We start from the raw sequence: 24,590 nt of genomic DNA, 5'->3' as shown, positions 1-24,590 counted from the left end.
AATAACGTATGAATTATGATGTATGCATTGAACTGAGATCAAAGGTTGGAATGTAATTGAAGCAACTCAGGTGCACTAATGTCTTCTGCTTCAGAAGATTTAAATTGAATGTTATATAATTGTGAGTATAGCCCATTCATTTCTAATAAAGACTCATGTGTACCTTCCTCAACAATCGAACCCTGATTTAACACGATAATTCTAGATGCTTCACGTATGGTGGATAGTCTGTGTGCAATAACCAATGTGGTTCGATTCTTCATTAACAAATCAAGAGATTGCTGAATCATTCGCTCAGATTCGTTATCGAGTGCGGAAGTTGCTTCATCTAGAAGTAGGAGTGGAGCATCCCGAAGAAAAGCCCTGGCAATCGCTATGCGTTGTCTTTGTCCACCAGATAAAGTCGATCCATGTTCACCTAGGATAGTGTCATAACCATCCTGCATCTTCGTAATAAACTCTTCTGCACCTGCGAGCCGAGCGGCTTCTCGAATCCCCTCTTCGCTAGCTGTACTAGAACTGAAGGCGATATTATCTCGTATAGTTCCTGAGAACAAATATGGGGTTTGGGGAACATAGGTAATCATTGCTCGTGCTTCTTCAAGCTGATCATGTACAGACTTTCCATAAACTGTGATGCTTCCTGCAGTAGGCTCATAAAGTCCATTACATAATCGAACGAGCGTCGTCTTCCCTGACCCGCTGGGCCCGACAACCGCGATAGTTTCTCCATGTTGTACATGAATATTTAGCCCTGTAAATAGGGAGGCTTCATTATCCGTTGTCCCCGAATAGTTGTAGTGGACATCCTCTATTTGTAATGCAGCCACCTCTACAGAAGCAAATGTTGATGAGCTGGATTCCGGCAAAGGATGAGTAGCTCCTTCATCAGGTGCATCAAGTATAGCGAATACGCGGTCAGCTGCACCTAAAGCCTCCTGCACACCTCCCCATGTTTGAGACATATGGACAAAAGGCCATTGAACCCTACCCATCAAAATAATAAAAGCGAGTACTTCACCTGCTGATGTTCCGCCATTTAGAGCTGATAACGCAATTAAAGCGGCGCATGTCACCATTACGAGATTGTTGATAAAGGCGGAAGATTGCCATAAGAGACCATTTAGAAGCGATTTTCGCAGCTGCATTCTTCTTAACTTCTCACGTTCTAACGCATATTTATTTAAGAGAGTTTCTTCAAGCGAAAAGGCTCTGACGACCTTCATTCCTTGAAGCGTTTCTTGTAAAATTCCTCGTAATTCTGCCTCCTTTGCATATATTTGAGTAGATAATTTTCGTAATCTGCGATCAAAGAAACGTCCGGAAAGAAAAACAAGGGGGCCCGATCCAAGAGCTAACAGGGCGATCCAAACATCCATTCTGGCCAAATATAGAAAGGAAATGAAACAGAGAAGTAGATTATAGCCTAGATCGTATACGATACTGTTTATCATCCCCATAGCCATCCCTGCATCCTTAGTGTTACGCGAAGTCAAATCACCTGAATGCATGGTCTGAAGGTAACGGAATGGAATTCGGTGACTTTTGTCAAACAGCTTCGCACGAATATCCCAAGCCATCCGACTCTGCATAACGAAGCGGAAGTAATGCTGCACCATAAGACAGCAGATAATGATGACACAAGCAATGGCACAGATTACAGTTATACGTGTTAATGCATCCATATTGGCATTGTTGATCGTATCAATAAATACTTGCTGAATGGCTGCAAATCCTATGTCCATTACGAGTTTAGCAGAGAGCAGGAGTACAGCCACAATAAATCCAATTCGATAAGGGCTAGCGTAAGAGATTAATCTACGTAGAGCATACCCTAGTTTTAGATTCTTGGTTTCCAGCTCATTCATATCTCTACCTCCCTGACCAGAGTAGAAATATCAGCCTTCTTCATGGAGGTCTCAACCATATTGTAATACTGTCCTTGTAAAGTCATTAACTCCAGATGAGTCCCAGCTTCAACAATAGAACCCGCCTCCATATAATAAATGTGATCCGCATCTCTGATAGTAGATAGTCTATGCGCGATAACAACCGTTGTACGATCATGCATGAGTTCTTGCAGGGCCTGGCCGACAATCTCCTCATTTTGGCTATCAAGTGCAGCTGTGGGTTCATCAAGAAGAAGGAGTTTAGGCGCTCGGACAAAAGCTCTGGCAATGGATAGCCGCTGCCTTTCGCCGCCAGATAAGGTATGGCCCCGTTCCCCAATAGAAGTCTGATATTGAAGTGGGGTTCTCATAATAAATTCATGTATCCCCGCACTTTTTGCTGCTTTAATAATTTCTTCATAGGTCGCGTCAGGTCTTCCCCATGCAATATTTTCATATAGGGTTCCAGTGAACAGATAAGGCTCTTGAGAAACATAAGCCAAATGATTACGCCAAGCTCGAGGGGGGATACTGCTTAACGGCAACTTACCAGATTGGATAACCCCTTCATTAGGTTCATAAGTTGCGAGTATTAATTGAAGAAGGGTGCTTTTTCCACTGCCACTAGGACCGGCAAACGCAGTTACTTTACCTGGTTCTATGGTTAGATTGACGTTAGTTAATACTTGATGATTACCATAATGAAAACCTACATTCTCAAAGATGATAGGGTATAAGCCACTAATTGCTTGGTTGTTATTCATCGGTGTTTTTTGATGAGAATGTTCCTGATTACATTCACGGTGTTCATCTTCTTCAGGTAAATCAAGGACTTCAAACAATCGCTTACCTTGCGCCAGCGAGGCTTGTAATTCAGTCCATAGATTAGCCAGCTTTGATACAGGGTTTGTAATTTGCTCGAAACAAATCAGAAATGCTGCTACTGCCCCCACATCCAGTCTCCCTTGGATAACTAGATATCCGCCATAGGAGAGAACATATAGCAATCCACTAAGAATAACGGCAAAGGGCATATTATAGCCCACAGCTTCTAAGCGTGTGACAGGTAAATGAATGTTGAAGTATTGCCTAACACGTTGTGTGAATTGATTATGAAGCTTGGGAGCCAGGGAGAAGGCACGCACAACTTCAGCGCCTTGTACCGTATCTTGAATAAACATTTGTTGAGCGGTTTCAATTTGCTGTCTTTGCTCGTGCATGGAACGGAGGCGGGAAGTGAAGGGAATCATGACGAGTGGAACGAGCGAGCAAATCAATATAGTTCCGAGTGTTAAGGCATATTGGAGTGAGAGCAGATAAGTTAGGAGAAATGTAATTTGCATCAGATTACTGAATAGTTCGATGGTCTTCTGATTGATACCTTGCTGAGCAGCAGGGGCAGAATCATTGATACGACTAATGAGATCGGCAGAATGATAACGATCCAAATCTTTCATCTGTACGTTTAATAATCTAGCTAGCAGTGATACCTGAAGCTTGGAGGTCGACTTGAATTCAAGCACACCTGATAAGTAAGTCAGTAAGAAGCTGGCTAAAGCATCTACAATAACAATTACTAGAGCAAAAATGCCGCCGGATATCAAAAAAGACATGTTCTGATTCGTAGCAGCGTTGATTATACGTCGTAAAGATTCGGCTATCCCAACTGTTGCAAGGGAAACGACGGCTGCTAAGAGACATAATATGAGGTACCAGCCTAAATAGGGTTTTCCAAGTTTCAGTAAACGCATAAAAGTGTTAGAAACTACTTTGGATTTTTTGATCGAGTCTGCTTCTATGTTTGTAGATCCATTCACTTTAGACCCTCCCCACTATGGTTTGAATTTGCTGTGGTTCAATTAAAAGATAGGAGGTTCCTCATCGAGCATGACTTTTGTGGTGACGGCAAGTAAATCTCTCAATTTATCCATTCGAAGATGGTAATATAATCGATGATCGGTTCTTTTTAGTTCGATAAGGTCTAAAAAGAATAGGAAGTTGGCATGATAAGTTACTGCCGCGGGCGTTATGCCAAGTGCTGATGCAATTTCTTGTCCATAGTGAGGGCGATTCCTTAAGAGCAGCAAGAAGTCTAAACGCCGTTTATCCGAGAATGCTTTTAAAAAAAGTTCAGTTTTCTCTCGATCAGCAGCAGGTCCGAATACATGATCATTAAAAATGCCGAATATAACCCAAGCGATACGAGAACTTCCTGCGTAAAAGAAGAGAACATGATTCCCAACTTGTGAGAAAAAGCTGACATGAAAAGTAGTGGGAACATCATAAACTGCAGGTTCATTTTTGTTGATATCACGAATGAATCTTTCAGGATTTGCTAGGAACAGACCTTCATAACGCTGAGAGGCTTGTTCAGACTCCCTTCTTAACTCCTCTTTCCAAAGTGAAAAGACATCCTTGTAGAACTGGTGTAAGAGCTGCATATAACGTAGCTTGGCTTCTTCGGGATAAGCAAGACACTCTAGTAATGGCCCCTGCGCTTCAATCACATCCAACTGCGGTTTTGTTCTTGCCACAAGCTCAGCCATTAAGCGGGTATCCTTCTTAACAATTTCCCAATCGTTTCCTTCTAGCAACTCATCTAATTTATCGTAATACACACCATATACCATTTCAGCGACTACCTTTTCTGCAGGACTCTTTTCCAATCGTTTTATCCATGCTTCAGCTGTTTGTGGTTCCGGACAGGTGCAAATGGATTCATAGAAAGCAAAATCGAGGGCTTTATGAAAAAAGTTGTACTGGAAAAAAAACTGAAGCTCTCGGTAGGAGTGAGGGGATAATCGTGCTCGTGCATCTTTATGATAAGACAACGCTTGTGGGTCCATTTCAAGTTTGTAATCCTCTGCTGCCTTAAGCAACTGCTCTTCACAAGCAATCATTCCCATAGAAACAATGAATTCCAAAGCTTCGTTGTACGCAAATTTTATGTTCGATAGTAAGGTATCTTTCATGTTATCTTCCATCATAACCTCCGATATTCTTTGTTGCATAATTTAAATGTTGGGATAATTCGACTAATATTTAATGATTACTTAATGTTAAAATAAACCATTCCTTTTCTTTTGTAAAGGGATATTTTACAATTCGTACTAACTGCTGGGATTCGGTTGACGTGCATGGTAAACTATGGATAAAAAAAGGAGGGCTATGATGGACCCAATCGTGTTCAAACAAATTGAATTTGTACGGAGTGTTACCGTTCGTGCAGTTGAAGTACTTTCCGAGGAAATACTAGATATTATTCCACAGGGCTTTAATAACAACATTAGATGGAACTTGGGACATATTTATTTGGTGCAAGAGAAGTTTGCTTTTCATTCCGCTAGGGAGCTTATGCAATTGCCGGAAAGCTTTGAACGGTTATTTGCAAAAGGTACTAAACCTGCAGCGTGGAGCGAGAAACCACCAACACTTGAAGTGTTAATTGAGATGCTTTCGGAGCAACCCAAACGTATTCAGGAAGCTATGCACAATCGCTTAAGTGAGCAAGTAAACCCTCTTACAACGGGCAGTGGATTAACCTTAAATACAATCGGAGAATTCATAAATTTCACACTTTACCATGAAGGGATGCATTTTAATACAATCAAACTATTAAATCGGTTTGCTGATTAGAGTCTATAGAGATCTTTAGAAGACAGAAGTCTAAGGTCAAGGAGGTATCCGATGGAGGTTGGAAGAATTTTAGGTATTGCTTATAATGTGATTCCAGTTAAAGACTTGGAGAAATCTGCAGGTTGGTTTGTGAAACATTTTGGTTTTAATATTAGGGATCGAAGAGAAGGCAACCTAAGCTTATATAGAGAGAATAGACCGATCCTATGTTTAACACAAAGTGATCATGATTCTAGAGCTGTATTCGAGGTAAGAAATAAGAAAAGATGGGTGATCACTTTCTTTACTAATGATGCCGTATCACTTCATAACAATTTGAGTTGTGAAGATGTGAAAGTCGGAAACATTAGTGACGAAGGTGAGTATGGTAAGTTTTTTGTATTTGAAGATCTGGATGGTAATTTATTTGATGTTTGGGAACACCATGATTGTGAACTGGTTTATTAGCCTCACTAAGGATATCGAGTTCAATCGATATCTTTTGTTATATATTGGAACGAAAAAAGATTTGTAATGAAAACGGTTTTATGATAATCTAATTAATGTAATACATGTAACCGGTTACACATTGGGGGATGAATTGAATCATGATGACGATTAAAGATGTCGCAAAAATAGCAGGAGTTTCGGTAGCAACCGTTTCTAGGGTGTTAAATGAATCTGGTTATGTGAATATCGATACTCGAAAGAAAGTTGAGGCAGCTATCAAAGAAATGAATTATACCCCTAATGAGGTTGCAAGGTCATTGTATAAACGGAAATCCAAATTAATTGGACTTCTATTACCTGACATTACGAACCCATTCTTCCCGCAATTAGCACGTGGGATAGAAGATCGGATGCAGGAGCATGGTTATCGGATAATCTTTGGTAATAGTGATGAGAACGAGGAAAAGGAATTGGATTATATTCAAACCTTTATCCAAAATAATGTCATTGGCATGATCTCATCCACTAATTTTCCTGAGAAAGATATTTATTCTAATTTGAAAATTCCGGTTGTATTTCTTGACCGTACTTCTAATGACAGTCCCTCCGTATATGCAGATGGCAGAAAAGGCGGACGCCTTGCTGCTCAAGAAATTATTGCACGGGGGAGCACCAAGATTACAGTCATGCAAGGACCGGCACATATTAAACCGGCGCAAGATCGATTTCAAGGTGCAATTGAAGTACTTGATGAAATGGGAATCACTTATCAAGTGATCCAGACGTCATCCTTCTCCCACACAGAAGCGGAACAATGGGCTGTAGAGTTGTTTGATAAATATATAGATACAGATGGTGTAATTGCCAGTAATGATATCGTGGCTACAGCAGTAATTCATGAAGCACATCGCTTAGGTAAAAGAGTGCCACAGGATCTCCAAATCATTGGATTCGATGATATCCCACTCAGCAGCCTGTTGTCGCCTTCGTTATCTACTATCCGTCAGCCTGCACATGACATGGGCCGTGAAGCAGCTGGTTTACTTATTAAGTTAATTGAGCAAGATAAAGTAGAAGATAAAATCATTCAATTACCCGTCAGCTTTGTGGAGCGGGAAACAACAAGAAGAAAAGAATAGATGACAACATAAGAAAGGTTGATGGACATGGCTAAGATTTGTGTAATCGGAAGTTGTTCAATGGATTTGGTAGTGACCTCATCCAAGCGACCTCACGCAGGGGAAACTGTTCTTGGAGAGAGCTTCGCTACCGTTCCAGGAGGCAAGGGAGCGAACCAGGCTGTAGCTGCTTCGCGTTTGGGCGCAGAAGTTACGATGGTTGGTTGTGTGGGTGAAGATTTCTATGGTACGGAGATCATGGAGAATTTCAAGAGAAATCGGGTTCTTACCGCTAATGTGGAACCGGTTACACATATCGAGAGCGGGACTGCTCACATCATTTTAGCAGAAGGTGATAATAGCATTATCGTTGTAAAAGGAGCTAATGATTTAGTCACTCCTGAGTTGGTTGAGCGCGCGCTTGATATTATAAAAGGGTCTGATATGGTGCTAATCCAACAAGAAATACCCGAAGAAACAGTTTCTTATGTAAGTGAGCTTTGCGATAAATTCAAAGTACCTATGCTGCTTAATCCAGCACCTGCTCGTCCCATCAATGACACGATTATAGAAAATGCCGCCTATCTGACACCCAATGAACATGAATGTACAATTTTATTCCCTGGGATGAGTACTACAGATGCTTTACGGAAGTATCCTAACAAGCTGTTTATAACAGAAGGAAGCAAGGGCGTACGATTTTATGATGGAGAACAAGAAGTTTTGGTTCCTACTTACAAAGTTAACGCTATAGATACGACTGGAGCTGGAGATACTTTTAATGCGGCATTTGCAGTTGCTTTAGCTGAAGGCAGCTCCATTCTGGATAGTGTAAAGTTTGCCAATCGAGCAGCATCTTTATCCGTTACTAAATTTGGTGCTCAAGGTGGTATGCCAACAAGAGCAGAGGTGGAGGCGAATCTGTAATTATGAAGAAACACGGAGTGTTAAATAGTCATATTTCTAAAGTGCTTGCGGACTTAGGTCACACCGACACAATTGTCATTGCCGATGTTGGACTTCCTGTTCCACCGGGTATTCCGAAGATTGATTTGGCGGTTAAACTAGGGGTCCCTAGCTTCCAAGATATCGTTGATATGATTTCAGAGGATATGGTCATCGAAAAGGTGATCGTTGCAGAGGAATTAGAGACTGACAATAAAGTCACCTCTCAATACTTGAATAATAAATTTAAGGGAATACCGATAGAGGCGTATTCACATGAGCAATTTAAGCAGCTGACCCAGCAGGCTAAGGTTATTATTCGCACGGGTGAAGCTAAACCATATGCAAACTGTATTTTACAAGCTGGGGTCTATTTTGGATAAAAAGGGGGTTCTAAGTGTATGCACATTACGATGAAAGATATTCATAAGTCTTTTGGCGCTAACCGTGTATTGACCGGTGTGGATTTTGAACTTAAGGATGGTGAAGTTCATGCCCTGATGGGTGAGAATGGCGCAGGTAAGTCTACGCTGATGAATATTCTGATCGGTCTGCACCAACGTGACCAAGGCACCATTCGTATAGATGATCAGGAGAAATATTTTACGAATCCCAAAGAAGCAGAACAATATGGAATCGCATTTATCCATCAGGAGCTGAATGTATGGCCAGATATGACGGTGCTGGATAATCTGTTCATTGGCAAGGAACGAACATCCAAATTCGGCCTGTTAAATAGGAAAGAGATGAAAGCGTTAGCAAATGAACAGTTTGCTAAGCTCTCTGTGACCATTCCTTTGAACCAAGAGGCAGGGGAATGTTCAGTAGGTGAGAAACAGATGATTGAGATCGCTAAAGCGCTTATGACTCATGCGAAAGTTATTGTTATGGACGAGCCTACCGCTGCATTAACCGAGAGAGAAATACAGAAACTATTTGAAGTCATTGCTTCGCTAAAGAAAGAAGGCGTCTCTATCGTCTATATTTCGCATCGGATGGAAGAGATTTTTACGATATGTGATCGAATCACCGTTATGCGGGACGGGAAAACCGTGGACACGAAGCCCATTCCTGAAACTAATTTTGACGATGTAGTTCGGAAAATGGTAGGTCGTGAATTAACGGACCGGTTCCCTGAGCGTACTTCTAAACCCGGAGAAGTGGTTCTTGAAGTTAAGAATGCTTCAAAGAAAGGGCAATTTAAAAATGCTAATTTCTCTGTACGAGCTGGTGAAATTATAGGATTCTCTGGATTAATGGGATCTGGACGTACAGAGATGATGAGAACCTTATTCGGATTAGAATCATTAGACCAAGGTGAGATTTGGGTGAAGGGACAGAAGATTACCATTCGGAATCCCAATGACGCTATGCAAGCTGGAATCGGCTTTGTAACAGAAGACCGAAAAGATGAGGGGTTAATCCTGGATTTCTCTATTCGAGATAATATGGTACTTACGAATTTATATGACTTCGCCCCTAAAGGTGTAATCAATGCTAAGAAGGAACAAGAATTCGTGGACATGCTTATTAAACGGCTGCACATTAAGACACAATCATCGTCCACTTTGGTCCGGAATTTATCTGGGGGTAATCAACAAAAAGTAGTGATCGCCAAATGGATTGGTATTGGCCTCAGTGTTCTTATCCTTGATGAGCCTACACGCGGCGTCGATGTTGGGGCTAAGAGGGAAATCTATCAACTTATGAACGAATTAACGGAACGTGGCGTCGCCATTATTATGGTATCCTCAGAACTTCCTGAAGTACTAGGGATGAGTGACCGCATCGTAGTTGTTCATGAAGGGGAAATCAGTGGAGAACTTTCACAACAAGAAGCTACGCAAGAAAAAATCATGACGTTAGCTACAGGGGGGCAATAGTAATGACTACTATCAAAGATGAGAGTGTGAAAAAAGGTTTCCAAATCGGGCAAATCACGCAGAAATTAGGGCCATTACTAGGGCTAATCATTCTAATTATTATCGTAACCGTGCTGAACCCAAGCTTTATGGAACCCCTTAATATCCTGAATTTGCTTAGACAAGTCGCAATTAATGCGCTAATCGCTTTTGGGATGACCTTTGTTATTCTAACGGGTGGTATCGATTTATCAGTAGGGTCTATTCTAGCTTTATCCAGTGCCTTCACTGCCAACTTGATGTTGTCAGGCTGGGATCCAATCTTAGCTATTGTTGTGGGTTGTTTAGCGGGTGGACTGATGGGGATGGTCAACGGACTGATGATTACGAAAGGCAGAATGGCGCCTTTTATTGCTACACTCGCGACCATGACTATTTTCCGCGGATTAACGCTTGTATACACGGACGGTAATCCGATCACAGGTCTCGGTGACAGCATGACGTTCCAATTGTTTGGTCGTGGATATTTACTAGGAATACCTGTACCTGCTATCACGATGATTATCGTATTCGCTGTCTTGTGGATTGTACTGCATAAAACACCATTTGGCCGTAAAACGTATGCTATTGGGGGGAATGAGAAAGCTTCCATTATTTCAGGGATCAAAGTAGACCGCATCAAAATAATGATCTATTCCTTAACGGGTATGTTATCAGCATTGGCTGGCGCCATCTTGACCTCTAGATTGAACTCGGCACAACCAACTGCAGGTACATCCTATGAGTTGGATGCGATCGCGGCAGTAGTATTAGGGGGGACGAGCTTAACCGGTGGCCGTGGACGTATCGTAGGCACATTAATTGGTGCTCTTATTATCGGTATTCTGAACAATGGCTTGAACTTGCTCGGCGTATCATCATTTTACCAAATGGTAGTTAAAGGGATCGTTATTGCGATTGCTGTACTCATAGACCGTAAGAAAGCCGTATAAGGGGGATTCCACATGAAAAAGCTCACATTAATTTTTACTTCCTTACTCTTGATTCTTATGACGGGCTGTTCCTTAGAGCCTCCAGAGTGGGCTAAGCCTAACAGCGGCGGGGGTCCAGGGAATATGAAGATTGGATTATCCATATCTACCTTGAACAATCCGTTCTTTGTATCTGTTAAAGATGGAGTTTTGGCAGAAGCTAAAAAGCTTGGTATGGAGGTTCTCGTTATCGATGCGCAGAATGATTCGGCCAAGCAAAGTAATGACGTTGAAGATTTAATGCAAAAAGGTGTAAATGCGCTGTTAATCAATCCGGTAGACTCCTCAGCGATCTCGACGGTTGTTCAGACGGCTAACAGTCTAAATATTCCAGTAGTTACTTTAGACCGCTCTGCAGATAAGGGCGATATTAAAGCCCTTGTTGCCTCTGATAATGTAAAAGGTGGATCAATGGCAGCTGAATATATTATAGAGCAGCTTGGAAAAGGTGCAAAGGTTATAGAACTAGAAGGATCGCCGGGAGCATCAGCTACCCGTGAACGCGGGAAAGGGTTCCATGAAATTGCCGACACGCAGCTTGAGGTAATTGCGAAGCAAACTGCTGATTTTGACCGTACGAAAGGGTTGACCGTTATGGAGAACCTGCTCCAAGGGAATCCAGATGTACAAGCGGTTTTCGCTCATAATGATGAAATGGCTCTTGGTGCTATAGAAGCGATTCAGAGTTCAGGTAAGAATATTCCTGTCATCGGTTTTGATGGAAATGAAGATGCACTTAAATCCATTGAGGCGGGTAAACTCACAGGAACCGTTGCTCAGCAGCCTGCATTAATTGGACAGTTAGCGATTCAAGCAGCGAAAGACGTATTAGATGGCAAGACGGTTGAGAAACTGATTGCCGCACCTCTAAAACTGGTCGTAAAAGAATAAGTAAATGGCTATTGAAAAACACTGCATTCGCCGATTTGGTGAGTGCAGTGTTTTTGGTGTATATAAGCTTATTTTTCCTCAATTACTCTATCTGGTAACTGTGTTACATAGCTATCTGATAGATGGAGAAGCTCTAACGCACGATTGAACTCATCTTCGGTAGTTTGTTGCGCGTGGTCACCATCGCCAGATAAGGTATAATGCTGACCATCCTCGAAGCCACTGCCAGATAGGAAGAGCTCTTCATTATTTACGAAAGAACCTGTTGGCAAATAATAGCGCTGAGGAAGTAGGTTAAAAGTCGATTGATTCAATAAATCTTGTCCGAAATGAATATGATCCGCAAGAGAAACACCCAATAAATTAGATACGGTCGGTAAAATATCCACTTGTCCGCCTAGCTGTTCTTTAACACTTGGGGTTGTAATCCCCGTCGCTGATAAGATCAAAGGAATATTAATCAATTCGCGTTCCGTATATTCATGACCAAGGATCTCCTGCAATAAGACCTGATCATCCTCTTTTAGAGAGAAAATAGGAAGTCCGCGGTGATCTCCGTACAATGCAATCAAGCTGTTATCCCATACCCCATTTTGTTTGAGCTCATCGATAAAAAGACCAAGTGCATAGTCAGCATAGTTCTGAGCACGAATATAGTTTCCGACTAACGTTCCTTCATATCGTTCTGGAAGGGTCATTTTGTATTTATCCTCTGGAATGGTGAATGGATTATGCGCTGACATCGAAATGACGTGAGAGTAGAAAGGTTGATCCTTCTGATCCATTCTTGCTAGCTCCGCGGCTGTTTTCTCATACAATACTTCATCGGATGCTCCGTAAAATACAGTGTCCTCTTCACTAAAGTAAGCCTTATCGTAGTAACGATTAAATCCTAATGCACTATAAAGCTCACCACGGTTCCAAAAGTCGACTTCATTCGTATGGAAGGTTGCCGTATCATAACCCTGCGCTTGAAGTAGCTTAGGTAAGCTTGGAAGCTCTTTAGGCGCATACATTTGAGTGGCTGGGCCATCAGGTGGAACATAGAAAGAAGTATTTACAATAAATTCGGCGTCAGAAGTGTTTCCTTGTCCAACCTGTTGGTAGAAACGTGGAAAATAGTAACTGCTCGCCGCAAGCTTGTTCATATTTGGTGTGACCTCTACTCCATCAATCTTAAGATTGATTAAGAAGTTCTGGAAAGACTCCATTTGAATAATGATGAGGTTCTTTCCTTTGGCCGCTCCAAATAAAACTGGATTAGAGGTAGCTTGAATTCCTTTAGTTTCATTTATCGCTGCTTGTGTAATCTCAGAGACATCAATTTGTTCTTCTTCCTCATTGGCTAGCAGAGAATAAGCTTCATAATTGAGAATGCCCATTTGCTCGGCTTTAACAGTTTCGTTCATACTGGCTCGGTTAGGAAAAATATTCATTGCGCAAATGACGATGGAAATACAGAACAAGATCGCAACCGCTTTCCGGTTACTTTTACGCGACATGGCTTTTTTCCAGTTAAGTGCCTTTTGTTTTCTAAACATGATCAAACCAATGACAATGATATCCACGAAAATAAGCATATATTGCGGACGAAGGACCGAGAAAATACTTTTCTTAACGGCTCCTACTTGTTTGACCTGATCTAATACTTGTGAAGTAGCAATGATGCCAAAATGATTATGATATACAATGAGTGAGAAAAATAGAGTAGTAATCAACACATTGACCAGCATGTAGATGGCCATTTTTCGTTTCGTTGCGAACCATTCAATCAAGCAAAAGACTAAAAGTATAAAAGGGATTTCTTTAAGCCATGTGGTCCAAGTAGGCCCATCTTCAAATAGAAAATACCAAGCAAAATAACTTTTAACTAGCATAATGAGAGAGAAAAATAATAGAGATCTTTTACTGAGTGTACGTGGTTCTTTAAACGGCATCTCTTGTGCCCATCCTTTTCTTTTAGATTAGTTCATTCTATTACATTGAAGTGTTTAAAATCAACTAGATTGGGGTATAGATGAGGCTTATTTTCCTTAATATTACATTTGGGTGAATGAAACCATACATATTATAAAATAAGCTTTTGAAAAATGAACTTTTTAAGGTATTCCAAACTCTTATAGGGGAGAGAGGTGAAGGTATGGATGTCGCTCGATGGGTGAAAAAAGCTAAGAAGGGAAATAAAGAAGCCTTGCTCCACTTAATTATGTCTGAAAAAGACGTTTATTATAGGCTTGCTTTCAGCTATATGAAGAATCCGCATGATGCCATGGATGCCATGGATGAAATGATCGTCACACTTTATGAAAAGATCGGTCAACTAAAGAAAGAGGAAGCATTTTATAGCTGGAGCAAGACGATCTTAGTGAATGGCTGTAAACGACTACTTCATAAGCGCGGCAAGCTGGTGCTGTTAGAGGATTGGAGTAAGGTTGACAATAGGGAAATAGGCCAAATAGTGAGTAGCAAGGATCCTTATCGCAGAAGTGAACAACAAATGGAGTTGGAGACCTTATTGTTACAAATAAATGAGCATCAGAGAGAAGCGATTCAATTAAAATATTTTCATGATCTCGATTATCAAACAATAGCTGACATTACAAAGGTTTCGATAGGAACAGTTAAATCAAGAATTTACCATGGTTTACAAACGCTCAAAAATCAGTTCAGAGGTGATGTTGATGAATAATAATGTCGAAGAGCGATTAGCTGATGAGAAGACACGCATAGCGTCCATTACCGCACCTGAAGAATTAGAAATGAGATTAAGAAAGGCTTTGAATTCGGCTCCCGCAAAAAGAACGAAAAGAATAGCACCGATTTGGAAGGTTGCGGCGGTTGTTTTATTGGTGACAGTGATCTCTGGACAAAACTACAATGCTTTTGCTTATTATGGCAAGCAGCTTTTTGGCTTTGATGAATTGCTAAATGGCACAACTTTACAACAGCTAAATGAAAAAGGGATGGGACAAAACGTCAACAAGAAGACTACGTTAGTAGATGGGACGGAACTTACCATTAACGGAATTATGGCGGACGCCAATCAATTCATTATGTATTACACGTTAACTAACCCCAATGGACTAGAGGATAGGTCTGTAGACGCTTTTAGACCCTCAAAAATAAGTGGTTTTTTAACTGATTCAAACGTAGTAAGTGGGACTTCATTGATTAATGGAGGGCATACGGAGATTAAAGGACAGATGTCATTTGACAGCGTAAATCCATTTTCAAAAAAACTAACGTTACACTTTTGGCAGCAGCTAAAAGAGAACGGCCAGATGAGCGAAGGGACAGTTACGTTCCCTTATAACCCCAATGAGGCCATGGAAACTCAGATTAAACAATCGATCAATAAAAAGATAAAAGTCGACAAAGGTACGATTACCTTTAAATCAATCACAGCTACACCAACGATGACTGTAATAAAAGGGAAGCTGGATGTCGATAATTTTGATCGAGTGCAGCTTGGATTACATGGGATACAATTAATTGTCGATGGAACACCTGTAGAGATCTTGGGTAGTGGTAATCAAACCTCATTAGGTGGAAGAACATTTGATATTCGCTTCGACACATTGCCTAAGGAGCTACATTCCATACAGCTAGTCGTTAAAGAGTTTCCTGGATATCAAAAGCTGGACGAAAAGTATTCCCTGACTTCTCTTAGTGATAAGCCATTTATGTTGGGTGATAAAGAATTATGGTTAAAGGATATCTCCAGAACTTCTCAAGGCATCGAAATAACAATCTCTTCTGATGATGATGTAATGCTGGATGGTGTGTCTATAGAAACGAGCAATGAGAGTACACCTTTAAAAACAACGATCAATCAAAAAGAGACAAAGCAAGTGGATGGCAAACTAATGAAAGAACGAACTTTATTATTTGATACACAAACAGTGCCTGAGTCACTACTAATAGAAGGAATGCACTATTTGAAGGCATACAATAAAGTGATTGAGATTCCTGTGAAGTGAATAAAAGTGCGATATCCATTTTTTATAACATATGGTAATCTATATGGACGTGAGAAAAGGAGGGGCACATGGATCTTATAGGGGTTTATAGAGTAAGGCGTCCGTCGTTAATACCGCTGCTGGTGTATATCAGTCTGCTAATGGGGATTCAAATATTTCAAATTTATAACCTGAACTATCGCTATACCGCTAGCGACGATTTGGTGCTTTCTTGTTTACTTTATGGTCAGGCTATTATTTGTCTGATTGTCGCATTCGTGTTAGTCTACAGGATATTTACCATCAGAAGGGTTGTTGAAATTCAGATTCAACCGGAATCTATATTAATAGAAGATCTAAGAATAGAAGCAGAGCGGATTAATGATATTTATATAAAGGGATATTTTAGTCCTGTAGTTGGGATTAGACCTAAAGTGAATAAATTTGTTCCTTATAAATTATGTTTTAATTTTTTGTCCCAAAAAGATGAAGATGAAGTGATGAAACAGTTAAAAGCTTGGGCCGAACGAAATCAGATCAAAGTAACGCATAAAAATTTTTCAAGATGGCTATAAGCTCCTTTAGACTAATATACGAAATGGAAGACACTGACTCCTTTGAAGTGCTCCCTGTCAAGTGGACAGTGTAAAAAACAAAAATAGTTAGTTTAGATACCTCAGCTCGTATTACTAGAGCTGAGGTATTTTCGTTATGCAGCTCGTCGGTATTCGTTAGGTGACAAGCCATCCAAACATTCTGTATAGCGGTAATTATTGTAGTAGTGAATATATTTGCTAACCTCCGTGAGGACTTCTTCATAGGTATCAAATTTTGTAAGATAATAGCTTTCTGCCTTGTAAGTACCCCAAAAACGCTCAATAGGTTGGTTATCCAAACATCGGCTCACACGAGACATGCTTTTCTTAAATCCGTATTTCACATGAAGTCGGTTATACTCATGTGACGTGTACTGGAAACCTCTGTCGCTTTGTAGAAGAGGAGATACGCCAGGATTCTTCGCGTAAGCCCTTTTCAACGTATCCATCACGAGTTTATTGTTGTTGGAATGGCTTAATACCCATGAAACAATGGAATTATCATATACATCAATAATGGCACTCAAATAGGCTTTGCGCCCATTCCCGTACTTCAGTTCTGTCACATCTGTACACCATTTTGAATTAGGGGAATTGGCATCAAAGTTACGGTTCATTACATTTTCAGCTACATGGATCTCCGTAGCTTTCACATAACTTGCTCGTTTTCTGCGAATGACTGCTTTAAGCCCAAGAGCACACATAATTCGGTAATAACGCTTTTTGTTGTACTGCTTTTTGAGCTTTCGGTTTAATTGCGTGCGCATTTGACGGTAGCCAAGAATCCCTTTTCGCTTGTCATATCGTAGCTTTACTTCTTTCGCTAACGCACGAGTTTCAAGTTCTATGCAAGAGGGTTTCCATTTTAACCACTTGTAATAGGCAGATCGAGCAACCCCAGCTAACGCACACAACTTCGTAATTGCGTGACCTTTTTCTTTGTTCAGTTCTTGAATCGCTTGATACAAGTTTACTTGTCGAACGAGGGTTAGCGTGTATTTCGTCGCTTGATCTCTGCCAACTTTTTTGCGAAGTCATTCTCCATCTCTAGGTATTCATTTCGCGCTTCTAGCTCTTTAATCCGTAGCTTAAGACGTTCATGCTCCTCTAGTTCTTCTACAGGCTTTTTACGACCTCGATTGTCCTGAAGAGCTTCCTCACGGCCAGCTTGATATTTCCGAACCCATGCGTAAACTTGCTGATAAGATACACCGTATTTTTCAATCGCTTTCTGATAATCCAATTCATTAGCGATGGTATATTGTGCAATTTCAATACGTTCTTCGAAAGTTGTTTTACGTCCTTTGTTCATATGAGATAGTCCTTTTCCTTTATGTGTAGGTTTTAATTCTATCTCATTAGTATACTTGGTAATCCATTTGATCAAAACACTTCTACTTGAAATATGATGCTTGTTTGTCGCCTCTTCAACGGAGAAACGACCAGACAACACTTCGTTAACAGCAGCCAGTTTGAATTCCTTTGAGTATGTTTTCCATGTTCTCGATTCCTTTAACCCGTCCAAACCATCTGCTTTATATTTCCTAATCCATTCTCTAACCGTGTGCGAACTAAGACCTCGCTGTTTTGCCTCATAGTTTGGATTCGACTTGTGCTCAAGGCACAGCCGTACGACATGTAATTTTACTTCTAAAGATGCTGGACTTCTTTTAGACATTAGAAAAACTCCCGTCATTGTAGCAGTAGAAGTTTTTGTTTTTTCTACTGTCTACTATGACGGGAGCATATCACTTGTTGGTGTCTTTTTTGATTAGCCTACACGTCATATGACATGTAACAAAGCTAAGTGGTGACAGAACGTTTCTAGCTAGAATGACATTCCGTTTGTGATACTCAGAACAGATTCGGAATTCACAAATAACCCTATAGAGGAGAATGGATTATGAAGAAAAAGACACGCAGGCTCAGCGTCATCGCACTATTATTATCAGCAGCTGTATTTACAGCATGTTCAGCACCAGTCTCCAGTAACGCAACAAACACGACTGAAGCTCAAACTACGACGGAGGAAAGGTCAAACAGCGCTAAAGTAGCTTTTAATGGAAAAGAAATCGAGACTTTCGCGGACCCTATATTTGCGCAGAAAATGAAGGAATACAATGTGAACGGATCCAATTTTGTAGTGGTTAAAGACGGAAAGGTGCTTGTGAATAAAGGGTACGGATATGCGGACAAAGAAAAGAAAACCCTTGTCGATAAGAATACCGTCTTTCAGATCGCATCCGTCTCGAAGACATTTACCGCTTTAGCAGCTCTGCAGCTAGTGGAACAAGGAAAGATGGATCTTGATCACGATATCAATACGTATCTTGGAGGAATGAAAGTACCTAATGAAACGGAAACTCCGTTAACCTTAAGAAGTATGTTGTCATACACAACGGGCTTTGATTACCCGGATAAAGCTAACTTTGTTGCACCGGAATATGTAGATCAAGACATCCCCATGAAAAAGTTTATGACGGAGCATATGCCGACGGTCGTTCGGACACCAGGTGAAGCTTACACCTATGATAATTTTGCCTTTTTACTTGCGGGTTACGCGATTGAGAACGTAAGTGGTATCCCGTTTTATAAGTATATGGAGAACCAGGTGTTCAAACCGTTAGGGATGGACTCTACCAGTGCACGTTTTACCCCAGAGCTTTTAGATAGAATGGCCACACATTATGGTCCAGATGGTAAACCTCATCCAACCTTTGGGCATGCTCCTACTGATGGGCCACAGGGCAGCATCCTTTCCACAGGAGAAGATATGGCTAAATATTTAACTCTTTTTCAACAACAGGGTAGCGTGAATGGAAAGCAAATCATTAGTAAAGAAACCACAAAGATGATGCAAACGTACTCCGTTTTTGCGAATGAATTGCTTCCGATGACGACGATTGGAGGATTTGAAGGGTATCGTAATGATCTGATGAACGGCCATCATGTGGTTCTCAAAGGGGGGAATATGCCTGGTCATCAATCCCTGATTGTATTATTGCCCGAGGAGAATACTGCTTTCTATATGTCTTATAACAATGACACAATGATGAGCTTAGATATTTATGAAGCCTTGATGGATCACTATTTCCCTGAAAAGAAAGCGCCAGAGGCGCCAACGTATCTCCCATTGCCTGCATCAGAAGCTGCTAAATATACTGGAACTTATTTGAACACAAGATTCTATTTCTTGAAATCGAACTTCACCTACGCAGATGGCAATCTGATTATGGAAACTGGAACTAGCGGTACACATACGTTAAGAATGATTAATCCGCTATTGTTCGAAGATGAATCAGGTAATAAATTGGCCTTTAAAAAAGATCATAACGATCAGATCGAATATTTTTATTATACGAATCCTAATAGCCCAGACTTTGTTTCAGATGCTCGTAAGGTGCACACGAAGCCAGCATTCGCTGATGTATCTGAGGAGAGCGCTTATAAATCTTACATCGACAACCTGTATTCGCTTGATGTGATAAGTGCTAAATCTGGCAACAATTTCGAACCACAGGAAACCATGACACAAGGTGAGTTTATGGATGCTCTAATTCTTGCCCATGGATGGTACGGCTTTCCTCATTTAATTGAGGGGAATAAAGAATTAACGAAAAAAGGAATCCCTGGTTTTGATCGTAATGCTGTCATCACAAGACAAGTAGCAGCCGTTATGATTCAAAATTTAAAACAAGCTAAGAAAGCATCGGAAATCACGCTTAAGGGGGATACAGATGTTTGGGCTGCTGATGCGATCACAGCCTTAGTCTCTCAAGGCATCGTCGATCCAGATACAAAAGTGAATGATGACGGGACTGTCGATTTTCGTTCTAAAAAGCCTTTGCTTCGCCAAGAAGCGAGTGCAATACTTGATCTTGCTTTTGGATACTATACGTTGCCAATCAAACACTAAGGAATTGGACGCCTCAGAGAGACTCTTTGGGGTGTTTTTTTTATGATAGGTTTAAGAGCTAAATGAAATTATCGGTAGTATAAGGTTATTTTAAATGCTAAAATTACCCAAAAGTATACTCTAAACAGCAAGGGGGTATTTTTTTGGATTACAAAGGGTCATCAGTGTATGACAATGCGGATTTTTTCTATAACTATTTATTAAGAAGGAACAGAGCGGATAGCCCAAATAACATTATTGAAAAGCCGGTTATATATGATTTTATGGGCGATGTACTTGGGAAAAAGGTGCTCGATTTAGGATGCGGGGATGCTAAGTTCGGATATGAGTTGCTTGAGCAGGGATGTATCTTTTACGAAGGTGTGGAAGGTTCAAGTAATATGGTCAAAGCGGCAAAAGAACTGTTAAATACATCTAAAAGTGAGATTCACCATGCTACTATGGAGAGTTGGAATTACCCAAAAGAGAAATATGATTTGGTAATCTCTCGATTGGCTATTCATTATTTACAAGACCTAGAACCAATCTTTGATAGTATCCGTAGTGCGCTTATCCCTAATGGTCAGTTTATTTTTAGTGTACAGCATCCGGTTCTAACATCATCCATGAAAAGTGCAACAACTTCAGAAAGAAAGTCGGACTGGATCGTCGATAACTATTTTGAAATGGGTAAGAGAATGGAGCCTTGGATTGGAGAAAGTGTAGTTAAGTACCACAGAACTTTTGAAGAGTATTTTCAGTCACTGAAACATGTTGGATTTAAAATAGAGGATATTAGAGAATGTAAACCAAATCCTCAGTTTTTTAATAGTGTAGGAGAGTATAAGAGAAGGATGAGAATCCCACTTTTTCTCGTGTTTAAATGTTTAAAATAGTTTGTTGAAGTAACGCTAGTCTAATGAGCATATGAATGAAAAGAATTGCAATAAGGAGGACTAAGATGAAACGGATGCAGTTTATACGCCCAACTGAGCATTATGATCAAAGAATTACAGATACCGATGAGCAGATTTGTGCATTGATAAAACAACGTAAGGAAGGCTCGGATAATAATCCAGGATTCCCACCTTTTGAGTATATTTCAGATTGGGCGGCGAAGTTTGAACTCTACGAGGATTTTTTAAAATCGGTATTTGGGACATTATTTAGTGAAGAACATTTTAAGCCGATGGTCGAGCCAACGGGTTTTAGAAAACATATTGCTGTTCTACAATCTATTGAGGCAGATGAGTTCTTCTATACACTGACCTCTATACGACAATACAGGAATGCAAGTGTTATCACGCTTAGTATGGATTGGGATATTACCTCTGAATTATATGCCAATAAACTTCACCATTTTGAGCTGTATATAGGAGAAACGTACGATAGTCGAATGACGAACGGCGGAAGTTCATCAGGCCATGCAGCTTATAACTACGTAGTATCACCGCCGCTTCCTGATGATATCTCCGGTATAAATTTAGAGTTCAGGGAATTTAGTTCACCCTTAAAGAAGGATGGGACAGGTATTGAAATTGTGTTTAAGCTAGAATAACTATACAAAGTATTTTAACAATAGAATCTAGCAGGAAGAGGTACGTCTCTATGAATCAAATGATATGGCTAACTGGACTATCAGGTTCAGGTAAAACGACGCTTGCAGAGGAACTGAAAAATCACATTGAGAATTGCTACATTCTGGACGGTGATACATTGAGGAGAGGTATTAATCAGGATCTTCAATTTAGCGAAAAGGATCGATTGGAAGTTGGTAGAAGAATTGGTGAGATTGGTAAGATTCTGCTTGATGCGAACCTGAATGTGATCGTTGCCTCGATCTCTCCCTACCGCTCTACACGCGATAAGGTCCGTTCTCTCATAGGGGATTCCTACAAGGAAGTTTATGTTCAATGTCCTTTGGAAGTATGTGAGGAGAGAGATCCGAAAGGTCTATATAAACAAGCAAGAGCCGGACAAATCAAGCATTTTACGGGTATTGATTCTCCTTATGAAGAGCCTGTTTGCCCGGATGTAATCGTAGAGACAGACAAGTTTTCCATAGATGAATGTGTGTCGAAAATCCTTCAATGCCAATCAGCTATGCGGAGGAAATGAAACAATTATTAAATTTAATAGAAAAGGCGAGCAAACTATCAACTGTTGCTCGTCTTTTTTTACGTTTCATTGTCAGTAACACCGCTGGAAAATAGTTCTGCGAATATCATTGTAAATGATAATCATTATCATATATGATGGGGGTATAAATCTCTCAATATGGATTGATAGAGAAGGGGGAGCGCAAGACGGTGACATTGAATGATCAGGCTTTGCTATGGAATCAGGCATTTATCAAGATCATAGATATACGACATACAAGAATGGAACAAGGCGAGGAGCTGCATGCGTACAGAATGCCCTCAAGCGTCTTTTTATATGTGACTAGAGGTAGCGCACACCTCCAATTGGACGGCAATGCACACCGCGTCAGCCGGTTTTCCTTGCTCCATGGGGGCAAGGGTTTCTACCTTGATATTACGGCAGATGAACTGCTGGAATACTATATTATTTTGTATAAAGCGGTACTGGCACTACCAATCCGTCAAGAAACGATCAAGCTGATGGAGCAGCACAATCCGTTTCAAATGCAATATGTATTTAAGCCCCATTATCCGATCTCCGTTTTCCATCATGTCACCTCCATGAGCAAGGAGTGGCATCGTTCAGATCTTCTCAATAAGCTTCAAGTTAAAGCGATATTTTATCAAATGGTTTATGAAATTCTTGAGCAGATGGAACGCCAGAATATCATAGCCGTTAAGCCTGACTTGGTGGCCCAAGCAGTTCGTTATATTCATGAACGCTATCGGGAGCCGATAACGCTTGAAACGCTGCTTGAACACCTTAGTTGCAGCTCCAGGCAGCTGCTGCGCGCCTTTAAGAAGCAAGTGAGGACGAGCCCGATCGATTATTTGATTCAATTGCGGATGAGCAAAGCGAAGCAGCTGCTTCTTTCCACAGATTTTACACTGAAGGAAATTGCCGAGAGTGTAGGCTATACCGACAGCTATTATTTCAGCCGTATCTTTAAGAAATACGAGGGTGTTTCTCCCACTAGCTTTAAAGAAGCTGCGTTGCAACAGGAGCAACGTCGAAATAATCCATCCTTCGTGTTCAGATCTCCCATTGTTGCTAGAAGGCAGCAACGTTATATTGGTAATGAGTTTGAGAATCATTATCAATATAAAAGAGAAGGGGAAATACCGATGTATCGTAAGTCAAGAACAACAATGGCAGCAACCTTATTATTTTGTTTCGTTCTCTTTTTGAGTGCATGCTCGACAGGGGGAACGAATGTCACACCGACAAGCAACAGCACGTCTACTAATAATGTTGCAACTTCCGCTAGTCCAACTGCAAGTCCGTCGACGGATGTAAGCAATGGCACAAGAGTGATTAAGCATGCGATGGGGGAAGAAACGCTTACCGGCGCCCCTGAACGTGTTGTCATATTGACCAATGAAGGAACAGAGGCACTTTTGGCACTGGGCATCAAACCGGTCGGAGCCGTTCAGTCTTGGATTGGTGACCCTTGGTACGACCATATCAAGAAAGACATGGAAGGTGTTACGGTTGTGGGAGACGAGCTTCAGCCGAATATTGAATTGATCGCGAGCCTCAAGCCGGATCTGATTATCGGTAATAAGGTCAGACAAGAGAAAATCTACGACCAATTAAAGCAGATTGCTCCGACGATATTCTCCGATGACCTGGCAGGAGATTGGAAAATTAATTTCAAGCTCTACTCCGAAGCTTTGAACAAGCAGGAAGAAGGCGCGCAGGCGATGGCGGACTTCGATAAACGAGTTGCGGAAGTCAAGGCGAAGCTTGGTAGCAAAGCAGACACGAAGGTATCGGTGGTCCGCTTCTCCGCGAAACAAGTACGTATCTATCAGAAGCAAACGTTCTCTGGCGTGCTCTTGAGCCAATTAGGAATTGCACGTCCTGAGTCGCAGGATAAAGACTCCTTTATCGAAGTTATGACCAAAGAGACGATTCCTAGCATGGATGGTGATGTGCTCTTCTATTTCGTGTCGGAGACTCCGGGCAAGGACGATGCATCGAAGGTCGTGGAGGAATGGAAAAAAGATCCGTTGTTCCAAAACTTGAGCGTTTCAAAGAACAACAAGGTGATTCAAGTCGATGAAGCGATCTGGAACTCGGCAGGCGGATATGAAGCAGCCAATCTGTTGCTGGACGAACTCGTTAAATACTTTGATGTGAAATAATAAAGGCGTATGGAATCGTCAACAAGCTGACGCTGTATTCGCGTCAGCTT

At 41.0% G+C, this 24,590-nt stretch carries 22 protein-coding genes; 16 read left to right on the top strand and 6 right to left on the bottom strand.

What is annotated here, in order from left to right:
• Positions 1 to 38: 38 nt before the first annotated feature.
• Genes ACN6KS_RS19530 through ACN6KS_RS19520 form a run of 3 tightly spaced genes read right to left on the bottom strand, consistent with a single transcriptional unit; the run spans position 39 to position 4,876 of the window.
• Positions 39 to 1,868, bottom strand: a complete 1,830-nt coding sequence (locus ACN6KS_RS19530; RefSeq protein ID WP_440960312.1) for an ABC transporter ATP-binding protein — start codon at positions 1,866 to 1,868, stop codon at positions 39 to 41.
• Positions 1,865 to 3,706, bottom strand: coding sequence for an ABC transporter ATP-binding protein (locus tag ACN6KS_RS19525; protein ID WP_440960311.1), 1,842 nt, complete (start codon positions 3,704 to 3,706; stop codon positions 1,865 to 1,867). The genes ACN6KS_RS19530 and ACN6KS_RS19525 overlap by 4 nt, the downstream gene beginning before the upstream one ends.
• Before the next feature lie 42 nt (positions 3,707 to 3,748).
• Positions 3,749 to 4,876, bottom strand: coding sequence for a helix-turn-helix domain-containing protein (locus tag ACN6KS_RS19520; protein ID WP_440960310.1), 1,128 nt, complete (start codon positions 4,874 to 4,876; stop codon positions 3,749 to 3,751).
• 184 nt (positions 4,877 to 5,060) lie between these two features.
• Here ACN6KS_RS19520 and ACN6KS_RS19515 point away from each other — a divergent pair, with 184 nt between their 5' ends.
• The 8 genes from ACN6KS_RS19515 (at position 5,061) to rbsB (ending at position 11,801) form a co-directional block, all read left to right on the top strand.
• On the top strand, positions 5,061 to 5,525 hold the full coding sequence (locus tag ACN6KS_RS19515; protein ID WP_440960309.1) for a DinB family protein: 465 nt from the start codon (positions 5,061 to 5,063) through the stop codon (positions 5,523 to 5,525).
• Positions 5,526 to 5,576: 51 nt separating this feature from the next.
• Positions 5,577 to 5,972, top strand: coding sequence for a VOC family protein (locus ACN6KS_RS19510; protein ID WP_094873419.1), 396 nt, complete (start codon positions 5,577 to 5,579; stop codon positions 5,970 to 5,972).
• 140 nt (positions 5,973 to 6,112) lie between these two features.
• Positions 6,113 to 7,093, top strand: coding sequence for a LacI family DNA-binding transcriptional regulator (locus ACN6KS_RS19505; RefSeq protein ID WP_042189849.1), 981 nt, complete (start codon positions 6,113 to 6,115; stop codon positions 7,091 to 7,093).
• Positions 7,094 to 7,120: 27 nt separating this feature from the next.
• A complete protein-coding gene (gene rbsK, locus ACN6KS_RS19500) occupies positions 7,121 to 7,999 on the top strand; it encodes a ribokinase (protein ID WP_440960308.1) in 879 nt (292 codons plus the stop codon).
• A gap of 2 nt (positions 8,000 to 8,001) precedes the next feature.
• The gene (rbsD, locus tag ACN6KS_RS19495; protein ID WP_042189845.1) at positions 8,002 to 8,400 is read left to right on the top strand and encodes a D-ribose pyranase; all 399 of its coding nucleotides are present in this window, start codon (positions 8,002 to 8,004) and stop codon (positions 8,398 to 8,400) included.
• A gap of 18 nt (positions 8,401 to 8,418) precedes the next feature.
• The gene (locus tag ACN6KS_RS19490) at positions 8,419 to 9,900 is read left to right on the top strand and encodes a sugar ABC transporter ATP-binding protein (protein WP_076286606.1); all 1,482 of its coding nucleotides are present in this window, start codon (positions 8,419 to 8,421) and stop codon (positions 9,898 to 9,900) included.
• Positions 9,901 to 9,902: 2 nt separating this feature from the next.
• A complete protein-coding gene (locus tag ACN6KS_RS19485; RefSeq protein ID WP_042189841.1) occupies positions 9,903 to 10,871 on the top strand; it encodes an ABC transporter permease subunit in 969 nt (322 codons plus the stop codon).
• A 12-nt stretch (positions 10,872 to 10,883) separates the two neighbouring features.
• Positions 10,884 to 11,801: a ribose ABC transporter substrate-binding protein RbsB gene (gene rbsB, locus ACN6KS_RS19480; protein WP_094873412.1), complete on the top strand. Its 918-nt coding sequence runs from the start codon at positions 10,884 to 10,886 to the stop codon at positions 11,799 to 11,801.
• Between the two features lie 68 nt (positions 11,802 to 11,869).
• Here the strand turns inward: rbsB and ACN6KS_RS19475 are convergent, their stop codons facing one another.
• Positions 11,870 to 13,738 carry an LTA synthase family protein gene (locus ACN6KS_RS19475; RefSeq protein WP_094873411.1) on the bottom strand — a complete coding sequence of 623 codons (1,869 nt, stop codon included), beginning with the start codon at positions 13,736 to 13,738 and terminating at the stop codon, positions 11,870 to 11,872.
• A 221-nt stretch (positions 13,739 to 13,959) separates the two neighbouring features.
• Here ACN6KS_RS19475 and ACN6KS_RS19470 point away from each other — a divergent pair, with 221 nt between their 5' ends.
• The 3 genes from ACN6KS_RS19470 to ACN6KS_RS19460 all read left to right on the top strand — a co-directional run bounded on the left by ACN6KS_RS19470 (position 13,960) and on the right by ACN6KS_RS19460 (position 16,335).
• Positions 13,960 to 14,490, top strand: a complete 531-nt coding sequence (locus ACN6KS_RS19470) for a sigma-70 family RNA polymerase sigma factor (protein ID WP_440960307.1) — start codon at positions 13,960 to 13,962, stop codon at positions 14,488 to 14,490.
• Entirely contained in the window at positions 14,483 to 15,781 is a 1,299-nt protein-coding gene (locus ACN6KS_RS19465; RefSeq protein WP_440960306.1) for a DUF4179 domain-containing protein, read from the top strand. The genes ACN6KS_RS19470 and ACN6KS_RS19465 overlap by 8 nt, the downstream gene beginning before the upstream one ends.
• Before the next feature lie 68 nt (positions 15,782 to 15,849).
• Positions 15,850 to 16,335: a hypothetical protein gene (locus ACN6KS_RS19460; protein ID WP_094878867.1), complete on the top strand. Its 486-nt coding sequence runs from the start codon at positions 15,850 to 15,852 to the stop codon at positions 16,333 to 16,335.
• Positions 16,336 to 16,469: 134 nt separating this feature from the next.
• Here ACN6KS_RS19460 and ACN6KS_RS19455 read toward each other — a convergent pair whose 3' ends face one another.
• Both ACN6KS_RS19455 and ACN6KS_RS19450 read right to left on the bottom strand, forming a co-directional pair.
• Positions 16,470 to 17,324: an IS3 family transposase gene (locus tag ACN6KS_RS19455; protein WP_440960104.1), complete on the bottom strand. Its 855-nt coding sequence runs from the start codon at positions 17,322 to 17,324 to the stop codon at positions 16,470 to 16,472.
• Positions 17,325 to 17,344: 20 nt separating this feature from the next.
• On the bottom strand, positions 17,345 to 18,034 hold the full coding sequence (locus ACN6KS_RS19450; RefSeq protein ID WP_440960103.1) for a helix-turn-helix domain-containing protein: 690 nt from the start codon (positions 18,032 to 18,034) through the stop codon (positions 17,345 to 17,347).
• Positions 18,035 to 18,259: 225 nt separating this feature from the next.
• Here ACN6KS_RS19450 and ACN6KS_RS19445 point away from each other — a divergent pair, with 225 nt between their 5' ends.
• The 5 genes from ACN6KS_RS19445 (at position 18,260) to ACN6KS_RS19425 (ending at position 24,540) form a co-directional block, all read left to right on the top strand.
• Entirely contained in the window at positions 18,260 to 20,272 is a 2,013-nt protein-coding gene (locus ACN6KS_RS19445) for a serine hydrolase (protein ID WP_094874759.1), read from the top strand.
• 143 nt (positions 20,273 to 20,415) lie between these two features.
• Entirely contained in the window at positions 20,416 to 21,147 is a 732-nt protein-coding gene (locus ACN6KS_RS19440) for a class I SAM-dependent DNA methyltransferase (RefSeq protein ID WP_341135255.1), read from the top strand.
• 65 nt (positions 21,148 to 21,212) lie between these two features.
• Entirely contained in the window at positions 21,213 to 21,809 is a 597-nt protein-coding gene (locus ACN6KS_RS19435) for a hypothetical protein (protein WP_440960305.1), read from the top strand.
• Positions 21,806 to 22,369, top strand: a complete 564-nt coding sequence (gene cysC / locus ACN6KS_RS19430) for an adenylyl-sulfate kinase (RefSeq protein WP_440962423.1) — start codon at positions 21,806 to 21,808, stop codon at positions 22,367 to 22,369. Before ACN6KS_RS19435 ends, cysC begins: the two co-directional genes overlap by 4 nt.
• 191 nt (positions 22,370 to 22,560) lie before the next feature.
• On the top strand, positions 22,561 to 24,540 hold the full coding sequence (locus tag ACN6KS_RS19425) for an ABC transporter substrate-binding protein (RefSeq protein WP_440960304.1): 1,980 nt from the start codon (positions 22,561 to 22,563) through the stop codon (positions 24,538 to 24,540).
• Positions 24,541 to 24,590 lie beyond the last annotated feature (50 nt).

The sequence above is a fragment of the Paenibacillus nitricinens genome (assembly GCF_052056485.1).
Classification (GTDB): domain Bacteria; phylum Bacillota; class Bacilli; order Paenibacillales; family Paenibacillaceae; genus Paenibacillus_AQ; species Paenibacillus_AQ nitricinens.
The sequence above is the reverse complement of the archived record's forward strand: the minus strand, read 5'-3'. Positions and strand labels throughout refer to the sequence as shown.